We start from the raw sequence: 14,195 nt of genomic DNA on the forward strand, positions 1-14,195 counted from the left end.
GACGACGCGCCCGCTATGAGCGCGTTGGAACTTCAATGACGGCGTGCGCGCACGCGGCTTAGAAGGTGATGCTCCAGGTGTCGATCTTGCCGATGTCCTGCGCGGCGCGATCGGCGGCGCGCAGCTTCCAGGTGCCGTTGAGCGCTTCGCTCGACAGATTGATGGTGAACGTGCCGCTGACGTTGTCGGCGCTGGTGCCGGTACGGTTGTGGATGTTGTAGACCGAGCCGTCCGGCGCGACCAGATCGACGATCAGGTCGCCCTTGTACGGATGCACGATGTTCACCGCGACCTGCGCATTGCTCGGCGCGTTGCCGGTACGTCCCGACACGGCGATGCTGCTCGACACGCCGGTGGCGTTGTTGTCCGGAATGTTGACGTCGGTGCCGTTGGTGTAGGTCTGCACGCCGCCGGCGCTGACCGTGACCGAGGCGGTCTTGGTGTGGGTCAGGCCGCCGTTGTCGGTGACGGTCAGGGTGACGGTGTAGGTGCCGGCCGCGCTGTAGGTCTTGCTCGGATTGGTCGCGGTCGAAGTGGTGCCGTCGCCGAAGTTCCAACTGCGCGAGGCGATGCTGCCGTCGCTGTCGCTGGAGCTGTCGGTGAAGCTCACCGTCAATCCGCTGGCGCTGGAGCTGAAGTTGGCCACCGGCGCGGTGTTGCCGCCCGGCGCGCCCCGGAACGCGGCCATCGCGGCCTTGGTCTGCACCAGCACGCGCTGGTTGTGGTTCTTGTCGGCCGTGCCCATCGCCACGCCGTTGTAGGTCACGTCCGGATTCGACCAGTAGTTCAGACGCGGGCAGCCGCCGGTGCAGTTGTAGGCCATGATCGTGCGCCACTTGGCGCCGCTCGCCGGTTCATAGCGATAACCGTGGCCGTAGGCGTACGGGGTGTTGGTCGGATCGGCGGCCGGATCGTGGCGCGCCGACAGCAGGTGGCCGATTTCGTGCGCGAAGCTGTAGTAGCCGGTGGCGCAGTCGTAATGCACGGTCGCGAAAGCGGTGGCCGCGGTCGAGCCGATCGAATGCGCCAGCCCGCAGTTGCCGCCGTCGTCGATCACCAGCACGTTGACGTCGGCGGCGTTGGCGTCGCGGCTGGCATGGATGTCGTCCATGTAGCCGTCGCTGGGATCGGAGAAGCGGTCTTCGTCGGTGAAGTGGCCGTCGCCGGCCGAGGTGTATTCGACGGTGCGGTAGTTGGCCAGTTCCAGCTTGATGCCGACGTTGGAATTGGCGTAGCCCTGGTTGCTCTCGGCCACGGCCAGCTCGACCAGCGCCTGCATGTCGCCGCCGTACGCGGCGACGGCCTGGTTGGTGGCCACGACCTGCACGCGGATGGTCGCGGTGGCGCCCGGATCGACCGCGCTCGGGCCGACCGCGGCGATCGCGGCGCGGGTGCCGGCGCGCATGTCGATCTGCGGCAGGTCCGAATCGCGATAATAGGCCGGGTGATCCGGCGGCATCCTGCTTTCATCGACCTCGATCACCGCATGGCTGCCGTCGGCGAGCGGGCGGATGCGATACAGGTGGCCGTCCACGCGCACGTTGCCGGTGACGCCGTTGCCGCGGCGCACCAGGGCGACCGAGTTGCGTTCGTCGTGGCGCACTTCGCGCGCGTCGTGGCTGGCGGCCTTGGCGTTCTCGCGCAGATGGCCCAGCCACACGGTGCTGCCGCGGCCGGTGTCGCGCGCGCTGTCGAGCACGGCGTTGACCAGGCGCGAGCCCAGGCGCAGTTCGATCTCGCGCGTGTCGGCGCTGACCAGGCTGGCGTTGGCGCGCTTGAGTTGCAGCGATGCGGTGGCCGGCGCGGCGGCCAGGGCTTGCGCGCGGCCGAACGCGGAAGCGCCTTGCGCGGACGCGGTGGCGGCGCGCGCGGGCGTGGCCTCGCCGATGAACAAAGGCTGCGCGGCGAACGCCGGCAACGCCGCGATACCCGATGCGAATACGACGGCGCGCGCCGCATTCAGACCGCGCGAGCGGCCGGAAGACTTGCTGGACATGATTGAAACCCCCGAGAGTGGAAAGCCGCAAAGCGGCCGAAAGGTGACTTCATCGGAACCTCGAGGGTGGAGCTGACGCGGACTCGCCCGCGCATCGAAGCATCGATGCGCAGTGGAGCCGATGAGCGTGCGTGCCCTGCCCTTGCGAAGATCCGTTCGCGGGCCGAGGTCGTCGTCTCGCCCGCATCACGACGCTAGCGGCTCGAAGCAAGCAGCGGCAATGCCATCGGAGGCGATTGAACAGCCTCGTTCGTGATGTTTGTCATGCATCGGCAATCTGCTTTAGCTGTGCCGCTTTCTTCCATGCAATGCATAGAATTCGAAGGAATCGTCTTATTGCGCCGCAACGAAAAAACCCCGGCTTTCGCCGGGGTTCCTGAGGTCGTCCACCGCGCCGCACCGGCCGCCGATTTCTGTGTCGCGCATCAACGAATCGATATTGCGCCTTATTTGTCGACCGGCTCGGGGCTGCGAATGATCGGACCGAGCGAGATGTGGTTGTCGGGCTCGATGAACTGCACGTCCGGATCGTTGGCGAAGGTTTCCATCAACCGCACGGCTTCGGCGCGGTCGAGCGCCGGGCTGACGGCGAACACATCCGCGTTGATGCCCATGCGGTGTTTCCAGGTCAGCTTCAGGCCGCTCTTGTTGGCCAGCCCGGCCTGCTTCGCGGTGCGGTCCAGGCGCGGCTGCACCGCGCCGGTCTGCGTCAGCGGCGCGGTGCCGTCGCGGTATTTGACGATGAACTGGGCGAACGGCCCGGCGCCGACCGGCGCGCCGACCTGGGCGCGGCCCGGCTTGGCCTGCGAGTCGTCGGGCTGGGCGTACTGCGGCGGCGCCTGTTCGGCCTGTGCCGGTTGCGATTGCGGCGCGGCCGGCGCGGCGGCCGGGGCCGGCTTGGCGCCGGCGGATTTCGGATCGGAAGGATTGCTGCCGGATGCCATGCAGGCGCTCACTGTGAAGGAAAGCAACAAAGCCGTGGCGGGCAGCCACCGTGCGCGGATCGAGGACGACATGCGGGCACCTCCTGGGATGGAACAGATTGCAACGTATGCGCGTGCGCAGCGGGGTCGATGTAAGCGCGCGGGCACCGAACCTGGGCTGAAAGCGGCAAGGTCGGTTCATTCTTGCATAGCGCGGGTGCTGTCCCGCTACGGCGCGGCCCGACGCGAGCGCCTGCGCGGCCGCGAGGCCCACGGCGGGCACGAACCCGCGGCCTGCGCGCCGGCTTTATCGCTGGCCGCGTTCGCGCCGCGCGATCGCCTCGATGTCGGGCGGATCGACGATCGGCTTGGCCGCGCCGCGGCGCACCACGCCCAGCATCGCCAGGCCGATGGTTTCCGTGCTGGCGACCCGATTCGGCCAGGCCGCGCGCGCCATGCGCCACAACGGCCTGGTCAACCGGTACAGCGTGCGCAGGCGCGAATCTTTCGGTTCGATGCCGTGCAAGGGCAGGATCGCGCCGGGCCGGAACAGATACGTCGCCTTGAAACCGAGCGTCTGCAACTGGTTTTCGGTGCGGCCCTTGACCCGCGCCCACATCGTGCGCCCCTTCTCGCTGCTGTCGGTGCCGGCGCCGGTGACGTAGGTGAAGACCATGCCCGGATTCAACTTCGCCAGCGTGCGCGCGGCCGCCATCGTGTAGTCGTAGGTGATGCGGGTGTAGTCGGCTTCGTTCATGCCCAGCGAACTCACGCCCAGGCAGAAGAAACACGCGTCGAAGCCGCGCAGTCGTTCTTCCACCGCGCTGAAGTCCAGGAAATTCGCATGCACCACTTCGCGCAGCTTGGCCTCGCCGCCGCCGGTCGCGGTGCGGCCGACGGTCTGCACCAACTCGACGTCCGGCGCGAGCAGACACTCGCGCAACACGCCCTGCCCGACCATGCCGGTCGCGCCGAAGATCACCACCTTCATGCCGGTCGCTCCGAATTCCAATCCGCGCCGCCGGCCGCGATGCGCGCGGGCGCGGCGGTGTCGATCAAGGTGCTTGGCCAGCTTACTCCGGTGAGCTTGGCCGAAACGTCCCACAGGCGCGCGGCCACGGCTTCGTCGAGCGCGCGCGCGCCGATCCTGGCTTCGCCCACCGGGCCTTTCTGTTCGAACATGTCGCTGGGGCCGTAGTAGCCGCCGCGCCTGGCTTGGGGCGCGGCCGCGGCATAGACCGTCGGCATCGCCCCGTCGGCGGCGGAGTGGCTGGTCCAGGGCTGAAGCAAGCGCACGCCCAGCCGCGTGTGCCACGCATCGGTGCCGGGCCCGTTGGCGATCAGGTCGGTGCGCGCATAGCCCGGATGGGCGCCGTTGCCGATCAAGCCCCAATCGCCGGCATCGCTGCGCCGCTGCAGTTCGAGGGCGAAGCTGAGCATCGCCAGTTTCGACTGCGCATACGCCCGCCACGGTTTGTAGCCGCGCTGCCATTGCAGGTCGTCGAAGTGGATATCGGCCAGCAGCTTGTGCGCCAGGCTGCTGACGTTGACCACGCGCGGCGCGGCGCCCTTGCGCAACTGCGGCAACAGCCGCGCGGTCAGCGCGTAGTGGCCCAGATAGTTGGTGCCGAACTGCAGTTCGAAACCGTCGGCGGTGGTCTGCCGCTGCGGCGGCGTCATCACGCCGGCGTTGTTGATCAGCACGTCGAGGCCGTCGTGCTGCGCGGCATAGCGCTCGGCGAACTGCTTCACCGAGGCCAGGCTGGCGAGGTCGAGGTGTTCGTAGCGCACCCGCGCGCGCGGATGCGCATCGCGGATGCGGCGCAGCGCGATCTCGCCCTTGTCGTCGTTGCGGCCGGTCACGGTCACCTCGAAATCGGCGCCGGCCAAAGCCAGCGCGGTTTCCAGGCCGATGCCGCCGGTGGCGCCGGTGATGACGGCGCGGCGGCCGGGTTGCGGCGCGAGTTCGCGCACAGTCCAGGGTTTCATGCAGTGGGTTCCTTGTCGGATGGATCAGGCGTTGGGGAATCGCGGCTTCGGGCCGCGGACGGCGTTGTTCACCTGCACGTCGATGCGGCCGAAAGCATCGATCGCGGCGACCACCGCGGCCTGCGCGGCGGCGGCGTCGGTGACGTCCAGGGCGAACGCACGCACGCGCTCGCCGCAGCGCGCGAGCAGATCGTCGAGCTGCGCCGGATCGCGCGCGGCGGCGAACAAACGGTCGTCGCGCGCCAGCACGGCTGCGGAAATATCGCGGCCCATACCGCGGGCGCTATCGGTGACCAACCAGACTTTCGACATGACGGCATTCCTTGAGGATGGATACGACGCGGGGAGGAAAAAATGACTGATTACGCACTCATTAAAAGAATGGAAAAATTCGCCGCGGGCGAGTCCTCAGGCGGAGACCGATTTCCAGAACGCTTCGAACCCGGCTTCGCGGTAATGCGCGGCGCGCTCGGGTTCGCGGGCGACGAAGTCCATCGTGACCTCGGCGATGGCGCCGAGCAGCGCGCCGACGAAGCTCGACGACGGACTGCAGATCAGCCCCTGCTCCACGCTGTTGTGCAGGCGGCTGTTGAACACCGCGAACGCGGCCGCGCCGGCGACGCGGTTTTCGGTGCTGATGCGGTCGGACAAGGTCAGGGTGCTGACCACCTTGCGCTTGTGCGGATGCATCACGCCCCAGTCGATATAGGCCACCCAGAAACGGTGCGCGAGCTCGCGCAGATCCTCTTCGTCCACTCGCCGCAGGCCTTCGCTCATCACCTCGCGCATCTCGTACTTGAGTTCGAGATACAGCTGATTGAGCAATTCGTCCTTGTTCGCGAAGTAAGTGAACAAGGTGCCTTCCGCGACCCCGGCCTCGCGCGCGATCTTCGCCGTCGGCGCCGCCAGGCCCTGCTCGGCGAACACGCGGGTGGCGGCGCTGAGGATGGCGTTGCGTTTGTCTTCGCTGCGGGGACGGGCCATGGCCGGGGTAGAATCAATTAATGAGTGATTGCTCAATCATAATAACGGCAGCAGCGATTACAAGAGCTCGACGGGCCCGGCGCTGGCACGGGTCGTCGCGCCAAGCGGCCGCAATCAAGCAAGCCGCTAATTTTTAAGGAAAATAGAACTTGGAACAGGGACCTGCCAGCACCGACGCTCCGACGAACGGCAGCTATCGCGTGGCAGTCCCGCTGTGATCGGCGTGGCCGGGACGGCGTGCCGCCCCGTCGCGATATAGCTCCGGCCAGACTGGAGGCAACAAAAAGGCGGCGGCCCGGGTCCTGCCCCAGCCGCCGCCCCGCGGATCACGCCCGGCGCCAAGCGATACCCTCGCGCGCCGCCGAACGTTTTCCTCTCAGCGCTGTTACTGCCCGTTCCTCGCCGCGTTGACCGCGGCGGCCGCATCGACGATACCTGGGCCGATCGGCTTGTCGATGGCGACCGGGAACGCGCGCGCGGTGCGCTTGAGCAGGGAACGCATCTGCTCCTGGGTCAGCGGCGTGGGCGCCACCGACTGCACCAGCGCGGCGACGCCGGCGACGTGCGGCGAGGCCATCGAGGTGCCGCTATTGGACTTGTAGCTTTCCGTCGACGGTCCCTGGCTGCCGCTGTTGTGCGTCGACACGATGCTCGAACCCGGCGCGGCGATATCGATCCCGGCGCCGTAGTTGGAGAAGCTGGAACGCGCGCCGCTCGAGGTGGTGGAGGCCACCGAAATGACCGTGCCGCAGTTGGTCATCGTATAGCCCACCGCCGCGCCGGAGGTGTCGGTGGCGGTAAGCGTATCCTGATCGCTGTTGCCGGCCGCGACCACCACGATGCTGCCGCGCGCGGCCGCCGCGCTCAGCGCGTCCTTGTAGATCTGCGGGCAGGCGGCCGGCTGTGAGCCGCCGAGGCTCATATTGATCACATCGGCCGGGTTGGGATTGGCCGGGATACCCGGCACGCTGCCGCCGGACGCCCAGATGATCGCATCGGCGATATCCGAACCATAGCCGCCGCACTTGCCGAGCACGCGCACCGGCACGACCTTGGCGGCCGGCGCGGTGCCGGCCACGCCCTTGGCGTTGTTGGTTACCGCCGCGACGGTGCCGCTGACATGGGTGCCGTGCCAGGTCGAGGAACCGTAGCGGCAGTACTTTTGCAAAGTTGCGTTGGAGAAGTATTCGCTGAAGCTGATCCCGTCGCCCGGATCGGCCGGATTGGCGTCGCGCCCGTTGCCGTCGTTGGCGACGTAGTAGGGATGCGGCAGGGCATCGGCCGGATCATCGCCGCTGATCATGTCGTAGCCGCCGATCACGTTGGCGTTGAGGTCGCTGTGATTGGTGATGCCGGTATCGATCACCGCCACCACCGCGCCAGCGCCTTGGGTCACGTCCCAGGCCTGGGTGGCGCGAATGCCGCCGGCACCGGTGCCGAAGCCGAACTGATCCTTGAACTTGGGATCGTTGGGGGTGAGATACGGCACCATCCGGATGTCGTTGCTCACCGCCAGCACGTTTTCGTCGGCGGCGATTTCCTTCATCACGGTGATCGCTTCATCGCGGCTCAGCGCGCGGTTGCTCAGCACCACGTCGGTGCCTCCGGCGGTGCGGCGCAGGCGCTTGAGTTGCACCGTGTTGTCGCCGCCGCCCAGGCGGTTGCTGGCCGCGCTCGCGGCCGCGCCGATCGCCTTGTTGAAACTGACGGCGTCGCGACGCGGCGCGGTACCGGGCTTGTAGGTCACCAGCAGGCGGCCGAAGCTCTGGCTGCCGTCGGCGTGGAGGCTGCTCAGATCGACGCGGCCGGCGGCGGATGCGGAACCGGCGGCGCACAGCGCGAGCGCCATGGCGGCGGCGAGTGCGTTGAAAGTGTTGGAACGGATGGACATCGATGCAGCTCCCTTGGTGTCATTAAGCCGCGATGGCAGCGACGGAGCGGATCCGACCGCGCGGAACATTCCATGCGGCAACGATCCGGATACGGTGCCGGCCACGATGTCGGCGATGGCCTGGCCCAGTCACGCTAAGGCGACTTAGAACTCGATGGAGATGCGATCGATACCGCAGCGTGGCGGTCAAGTGTTAACCCCATCACACGCCATTTGGATTAGGACAAGTCCTAAATCGCCGATGCCGATCGCGCCGCGACGGGCGACGATCCATTCGGCGGCGGCATCGCCGGTCCCGAGCCCATCGCGTCGAAGCCGCGCAAAACGCAGGCTCGCGTTCCGGTCGCAGCCGGAAGCTGCGGCCCTTGTTCCAACACACGCAGGAAACTGCGCCTGATATGTGCCGTTTCGCCGACTTCGCCGCGGCCCATCGCACCGCCGCAGCCGATGCGACGACGGGTTCCCCGGACTTCCAGCCGTGGCCAGAAGTCCGGGCCCGCCTCCCCACTTGAGTTTTCGCCGCCTCACGCGCGGCGTTGGATCAATACGAGTCGCTTGCGTCCGGCACCGCCGCGGCCTAGGCCTTGCCGTTGAGCAACACGTATTCGATTTGCGGATCGCGGGCCAGGCGGCGCATCAACGCGAGCGCCTCGGCGCGGTCGAGCGGGCGATCGGCGCGGATCAGATCGGCGCCGGTGGCGAGGCGGCGCACGCGGCGCAGACTGGCGGCCTGGACGAAGCCGGCTTCGGCGTCCCGCAAGGCGCGATGCAGGCGGTCTATGTCGCGGCGCGCGTGGCGGCCGCCGCGATATTTCACGATGAACTCTTGCATGGTCTGGCCGTGCGAAGCCGACGCATCGTCCATGCCCACGCCGGGCATCGCGACCGTATCGCCGCCGCTCAAGCCGACGACGGCGGCGATCGTGGAGATCGCCGCGCACGACACCGGCCTGCGGGAACGAGGCGATGGAAGAACCGGCATGGTTTCGATTCCGAAAGCGGCCGCGTCGGCGGCGTTGCCCTGCGCGCCTTGGCGAAGGGAGTGCGCTGCGGATGGAAGTCCTGGCTGCCATCCTCGGAACCAATTTATCCAGCGCGTCGCGGTGGAGCCATCAGACGCGTCCGAAAGCACGTTAATAGCACTGAATACCGGCGTGTCCGGGATCGAATTCGTTTACCGATATGCGCCGCGCACTGGCCGCTCGGCCGCACGGCCATGTCCCGACGCGCCGCCGACGACACAAAAAAGAAACCCCGACCGAAGCCGGGGTTCCGCCGCATTCCCTTGCCGCCGCGCAGGCGGCGTGCGCGCGGCCGGATCGCTCCGGCCGTGCGCGTCCGATCATCAGAACGTGATGCTCCAGGTGTCGATCTTGCCGACGTCCAGCGCGGCGCGATCGGCGGCGCGCAGCTTCCAGGTGCCGTTGAGCGCTTCGCTCGACAGATTGATCTGGAAGGTGCCGCTGACGTTATCGGTGGCGCTGCCGGTGCGGTTGTGGATGTTGTAGACCGAACCGTCCGGCGCGATCAGATCGACGATCAGGTCGCCCTTGTACGGATGCACGATGTTGACCGACACAGAGGCGTTGCTCGGCGCGTTGCTGGTGCGGCCCGACACGGTGATGCTGCTCGACACGCCGGTGGCGTTGTTGTCCGGAATGCTGACGTCGGTGCCGTTGGTGTAGGTCTGCGTGCCGGTCGGAGGCGTGGTGCCGGCGGCCGCGGCGACCGCGGCGGCGGCGTCGATCAGGCCCGGGCCGCAACCGCCGCTGCACTTGCTCGCCGCGATCGGACGCGCGGTGCTGGCCAGCAGCGCCTGGATCTGCGCGGAGGTCTTCGGCGTCGGCGCGGCGGCCTGCATCAACGCAACCACGCCGGCCACGTGCGGCGAGGCCATCGAGGTGCCCTGCATATAGCCGTAGCCGTTGTTGGCGACGGTGGACAGGATGCCGTTGGGATCGCCTTCGAACGACTGCGCGCCGCCCGGCGCGGTGATGTCGATGCTCGCGCCCCAGCTGGAGTAGTACGAACGCGCGCCGCTCTTGTTGCTGGCGGCGACCGAGATCACGCCGTTGCAGCTGGCCGGCGTCGCGCCGGCGACATCGATATTGCTGTTGCCGGCGGCCGCGACCACGACCGAGCCGTTGGCGATCGCGGCGTCGATCGCGGCCTGGTACGCCGGCGTTTCGCTGCACGGCGCGTCGCCGCCCAGCGACATGTTGATGACTTCGGCCGGATTGGCGTTGGCCGGCACGCCGGCGACGGTGCCGCCGGAGGCCCAGACGATGGCGTCGGCGATGTCGGAGTCGCTGCCGAAGCCCTGGTTGCCGAGCACGCGCACCGGCACGACCTTGGCGTTGTACGCAACGCCCGCCACGCCGGCGGCGTTGTTGGTCACCGCCGCGATGGTGCCGGCGACGTGGGTGCCGTGGACGATGTTGGAGGAGTCGTTCGGGTTCGAATCGCGGCCGTTGCCGTCGTCGGATTTGCCGCAGCCCGGGCTGGCGCCGGCCTGCTGGCATTCGGCGTCGCTGAAGCCGGTGGTCGAGCTGATCATGTCGTAGCCGGGCAGGATGTTGGCGTTGAGATCGGTGTGCGACAGGATGCCGCTGTCGATCACCGCAACCACCACGCCGGTGCCGGTGCTGGTGTTCCACGCGGTCGGCGCGCGGATGCCCACGGCGCTGTCGGCGTAATGCCACTGGTCGCCGAAGCGGGTGTCGTTGGGCACCGCCAGGGCGTGACGGATACCATCGACCTGGACGAACTCGACGTTGGAATCGGAAGCGATCTGGCGCATCACCGCTTCGGCTTCGTCGCGGTTGAGGGCGATATCGCTGGCCACGACCTGCGCGCCCGGCAGCATCATCCGGCGCACCGAGCGCAGGCCCAGCTTCTTGCCCTTGGACGCGGCCGGCAGCGCGGTGCGCGAAGCGGCGCTGCTCAGCGACGACGACACTTGCACGTCGCTGCTGGCCGGCGCGCTGCCGTTCTTGTACTTGACGATGAAGCGGCTGTAGCTGCCATCGGCCTTCAGACCGGCCAGATGCGCCTGGCCGGCGATGGCCGGCGCGGCGACGACAGAACCCAGCGCAAGCGCCGTGGCTGCGGCGAGCAGGTGCAAGCGATGATTGCGGTTCGAGCGGGAAGTCATGTGGTGGAAACCCCAAGTAAGCGCCGGCGTGCGGCGAAGTGGAACGTTCTTCCGGCGAATCCCGGTGTTGCCAGCAGCCCGGAGAACGCTGCGATGGACGCGGACGACGCCGCGAAGCCTGGTTCCAAACTAACGGTTCGGAAAAATCCGCGGCAAGGCGTCTTGGGAAAATTAATGCGCTTGCAAGCCGCCTGCCGTCACACATCTACACACTGATTTTGTGTGAGAGGCGACAACGAAAAAACGCGAAACCACCCTACCCTTGTGCGAATTATTCGTTGAATTATCACGGTCGCGAGTAGCCGATGGTGGATGCTGGCGAGGACTTCCACTGATCGAGTGGTTACTGATGCTATCGATGGCACATGTCACGTGCATCGGAAGTCGTGTGCGTCGAATGGTTCGCGCTGCTCCGATGGCGCAGGCGATCGTGATCGCTATGGCTGTGTCGATGTCGATGTCGATGTCGAAGCCGAAGGCTAAGGTGGCGTGAGCGTGAGCGTTGCGCAGGCGGAATATCCTGCCGGCGACTGACTTCGGCTCGCTGTCCGCCGGCCATCGCGGCAGCGGAAACGGATACCCGAACTTCGGCTGTAACCGAAGTCCGGGTCCGTCCTCCAACACCACGCAGGAGCCTGTTCGGTCTGTTGTTTCCGCGGCGCGACGCTGATCGACGCGCCGCATGGGCTCGAGGCCAACGCAGTCCCGGACTTCCGACCCCCGCCGGAAGTCCGGGTGCGCCTCCACACCATGAGTTGTATCGGGACAAAGAGCTAAGAGCCTGGGCCACTGCTCCGGTTGTTCCGGTTGCTCCGCCTCTGCTTTTTGCCCGTCATTCCCGCGAACGCGGGCTCTGCTTTACTTCGGCGGAGCCGAACATCCAGGGCCTTTCGTGCGAGAACGTTTGAAGTCGCTGGACTCCCGCTTTCGCGGGAATGACGAACGAAGGTTTTTCCGAAACTCTGAAGCCGCTCCAAGCCACCGTCCTTGCGATCAAAGTTACGCAACACCTCTCCGCGACACCATCAGACGTGTCTGAAAGCACACTCAATACACCCTAAACGCGAGTGTCCGCTCTCGACACCGCATGACGATTCGGCAGCCTCGCCTTCGCCGCATCGCATCGCAAAAAACAAAACCCCGGCCGAAGCCGGGGTTTCGTGGAATCCAAAGCGGCCGCGAACGGCCGCCGGCCGGATTCAGAACGTGATGCTCCAGGTATCGATACGGCCCACGTCCACCGCCGCGGCATCGACCGCACGCAGCTTCCACGCGCCGTTGAGCGCTTCGCTCGACAGATTGATGGTGAAGGTACCGGTCACATTGTCGGCGCTGCTGCCGGTGCGGTTGTGGATGTTGTAGACCGAGCCGTCCGGCGCGATCAGATCGACCTTCAAGTCGCCCTTGTACGGATGGATGATGTTGACCGAAACCGAGGCATTGCTCGGCGCGTTGCCGGTGCGGCCCGACACGGTGATGGTGCTCGACACGCCGGTGGTGTTGTTGTCCGGGATGTTGTAGTCGGTGCCGTTGGTGTAGGTCTGCGTGCCGGGGTTCGGCGTGCCGCTAAGCGAATCCAGCGCCGCCTTGGCGTTGACGATGCCCACGCCGATCGGCTGGTCGGGCGTGGCCGGGAACGCGCGCGCGGTGTTCTTCAGGATGGTCTCGATCTCGGCGGGCGTCTTCGGCGTCGTCGCCTTGGCCTGGAGCAGCGCGACCACGCCGGCCACGTGCGGCGTCGCCATCGAGGTGCCACCGTAGGAGGCGTAGCTCTCCGCGCCCGGCGTGGTGGTGCCGGCGTTGAGCGTGGACAGGATGTTCGAACCCGGCGCGGCCACATCGACCACGGCGCCGTAGTTCGACTTCTGCGTGCTGCTCCACACCGAACGCGCACCGTTGCTGTCGACCGCGCCGACGGTGATTACGCCGGTGCAGTTGGCCGGACGCGCGTTGGAGGCGTTGCCGTTGTTGTTGCCGGCGGCCACGACCACGGTCACGCCGCGCGACACCGCGCCGTCGATCGCGGTCTGGTAGGTCGAACCGCACAAACCGCTGCCGCCCAGGCTCATGTTGATGACTTCGGCCGGATTCGGATTGGCCGGGATGCCCGACACGGTGCCGCCGGAAGCCCAGGTGATGGCGTCGGCGATGTCGGCCAGGGTGCCGCCGCAACGGCCGAGCACGCGCACCGGAACCACCTTGGCGTTGTAGGCCGTGCCCGACACGCCCTTGGCGTTGTTGGTCACCGCGGCGATGGTGCCGGCGACGTGGGTGCCGTGCCAGCTGGAGTTGCTGTTGTAGGTCACGCCGCAATCGGAGCCGACGAACCAGTCGCCCTGGTCGGCGGGGTTGGAATCGCGGCCGTTGCCGTCGCGCGCGGCGGTGGCGTCGCTGATGAAGTCGTAGCCGCCGATGATGTTCGCGTTGAGATCGCTGTGCGAGGTGATGCCGGTGTCGATCACCGCCACGACCACGCCGGTGCCGGTGCTCACGTCCCAGGCCTGGGTCGCATTGATGCCCGAGGCGGTATAGCCCCATTGCTCGGCGAAGCGGGTGTCGTCCGGGGTGAAGAACGCGGTCATGCGCGCGTTGGGCTCGACGAACTCGACGTTCGGGTCGGCGGCGATCTGGCGCATCAGCGATTCGGCTTCGGCGCGGTCGAGCTTGCGCGCGGCGCGCACGAGGTCGGCGCCGATCGAGGTGCGGCGCACGTGCTTGAGACCCAGCGCGCGGCCCTTGCCGGAGAAACCGGTGGAGGCGGCGCTGAGCGAGCTTTGCAGGGTGGCTTCGTTGCTGCGCGCGGCGCTGCCGTCGCGATACTTGACGATGAACTCATCCTGCTGGCTTGCGTTGGCCAGCGCGGACAGGTTGATGCGGTCGGCTGCGTAGGCCGATACGGCTACGCAGGACAGGGCGGTCACGGTGGCAGCGGCAAGCGCATGCTTGCGCAGTGCGCGCATGGAGCGGTCGGACATGGATGAAACCCCCAAAAACTGAAGTGCCGCGTTACGGCGTCTACGCGTGGTGGTCTGGGTGGCCACGTCCCTGTCTGCACACCACAGCGTCCACGCTGTTTGTGTACGGACTCGATGCTGTCCCGGCCCGCCGTAACACGCTACGGCGACAGTTGTAGTGCCAACAAGCACTCAACACTGTTCATACAGAGGGTTATATGTGAGAGGTGTCGCACATTTAGATTTTTTTGGACGATGCGGTTCGGGCAGGCATCGGGCATGCGCCGTTTGTTGCGGCGCACTA

Annotated in this window: 10 protein-coding genes and 1 pseudogene; all 11 read right to left on the reverse strand. The window is 67.0% G+C overall.

Annotated features, from left to right (window positions below):
* Positions 1-58: 58 nt before the first annotated feature.
* The 11 genes and pseudogenes from LG3211_RS27495 to LG3211_RS17365 all read right to left on the reverse strand — a co-directional run bounded on the left by LG3211_RS27495 (position 59) and on the right by LG3211_RS17365 (position 13,912).
* The gene (locus LG3211_RS27495; protein WP_386792931.1) at positions 59-688 is read right to left on the reverse strand and encodes a PKD domain-containing protein; all 630 of its coding nucleotides are present in this window, start codon (positions 686-688) and stop codon (positions 59-61) included.
* A pseudogene (locus LG3211_RS17320) lies at positions 674-1,996 on the reverse strand (M12 family metallo-peptidase); the annotation flags it as partial. The gene LG3211_RS27495 and the pseudogene LG3211_RS17320, both read right to left, overlap by 15 nt.
* 446 nt (positions 1,997-2,442) lie before the next feature.
* The gene (locus LG3211_RS17325) at positions 2,443-3,012 is read right to left on the reverse strand and encodes a hypothetical protein (protein ID WP_148648982.1); all 570 of its coding nucleotides are present in this window, start codon (positions 3,010-3,012) and stop codon (positions 2,443-2,445) included.
* A gap of 214 nt (positions 3,013-3,226) precedes the next feature.
* Positions 3,227-3,910, reverse strand: coding sequence for a Rossmann-fold NAD(P)-binding domain-containing protein (locus LG3211_RS17330; RefSeq protein WP_057945557.1), 684 nt, complete (start codon positions 3,908-3,910; stop codon positions 3,227-3,229).
* On the reverse strand, positions 3,907-4,908 hold the full coding sequence (locus LG3211_RS17335) for an SDR family oxidoreductase (RefSeq protein ID WP_057943915.1): 1,002 nt from the start codon (positions 4,906-4,908) through the stop codon (positions 3,907-3,909). The genes LG3211_RS17330 and LG3211_RS17335 overlap by 4 nt, the downstream gene beginning before the upstream one ends.
* 24 nt (positions 4,909-4,932) lie before the next feature.
* Positions 4,933-5,220 carry an SDR family NAD(P)-dependent oxidoreductase gene (locus tag LG3211_RS17340; protein ID WP_057943916.1) on the reverse strand — a complete coding sequence of 96 codons (288 nt, stop codon included), beginning with the start codon at positions 5,218-5,220 and terminating at the stop codon, positions 4,933-4,935.
* Between the two features lie 96 nt (positions 5,221-5,316).
* Complete coding sequence (locus LG3211_RS17345; RefSeq protein WP_057943917.1) at positions 5,317-5,892, reverse strand: TetR/AcrR family transcriptional regulator; 576 nt, start codon at positions 5,890-5,892, stop codon at positions 5,317-5,319.
* 385 nt (positions 5,893-6,277) lie between these two features.
* Positions 6,278-7,783: a S8 family peptidase gene (locus LG3211_RS17350; RefSeq protein WP_057943918.1), complete on the reverse strand. Its 1,506-nt coding sequence runs from the start codon at positions 7,781-7,783 to the stop codon at positions 6,278-6,280.
* A gap of 577 nt (positions 7,784-8,360) precedes the next feature.
* Positions 8,361-8,915: a hypothetical protein gene (locus LG3211_RS17355; RefSeq protein ID WP_148648983.1), complete on the reverse strand. Its 555-nt coding sequence runs from the start codon at positions 8,913-8,915 to the stop codon at positions 8,361-8,363.
* A gap of 213 nt (positions 8,916-9,128) precedes the next feature.
* Positions 9,129-10,937, reverse strand: coding sequence for a S8 family serine peptidase (locus LG3211_RS17360; RefSeq protein WP_083512618.1), 1,809 nt, complete (start codon positions 10,935-10,937; stop codon positions 9,129-9,131).
* Between the two features lie 1,199 nt (positions 10,938-12,136).
* Positions 12,137-13,912 (reverse strand): S8 family serine peptidase, encoded by a 1,776-nt coding sequence (locus tag LG3211_RS17365; protein WP_083512619.1) that lies wholly within the window; start codon positions 13,910-13,912, stop codon positions 12,137-12,139.
* Positions 13,913-14,195: the final 283 nt, after the last annotated feature.

Source organism: Lysobacter gummosus (assembly GCF_001442805.1).
Taxonomy (GTDB): Bacteria; Pseudomonadota; Gammaproteobacteria; order Xanthomonadales; family Xanthomonadaceae; genus Lysobacter; species Lysobacter gummosus.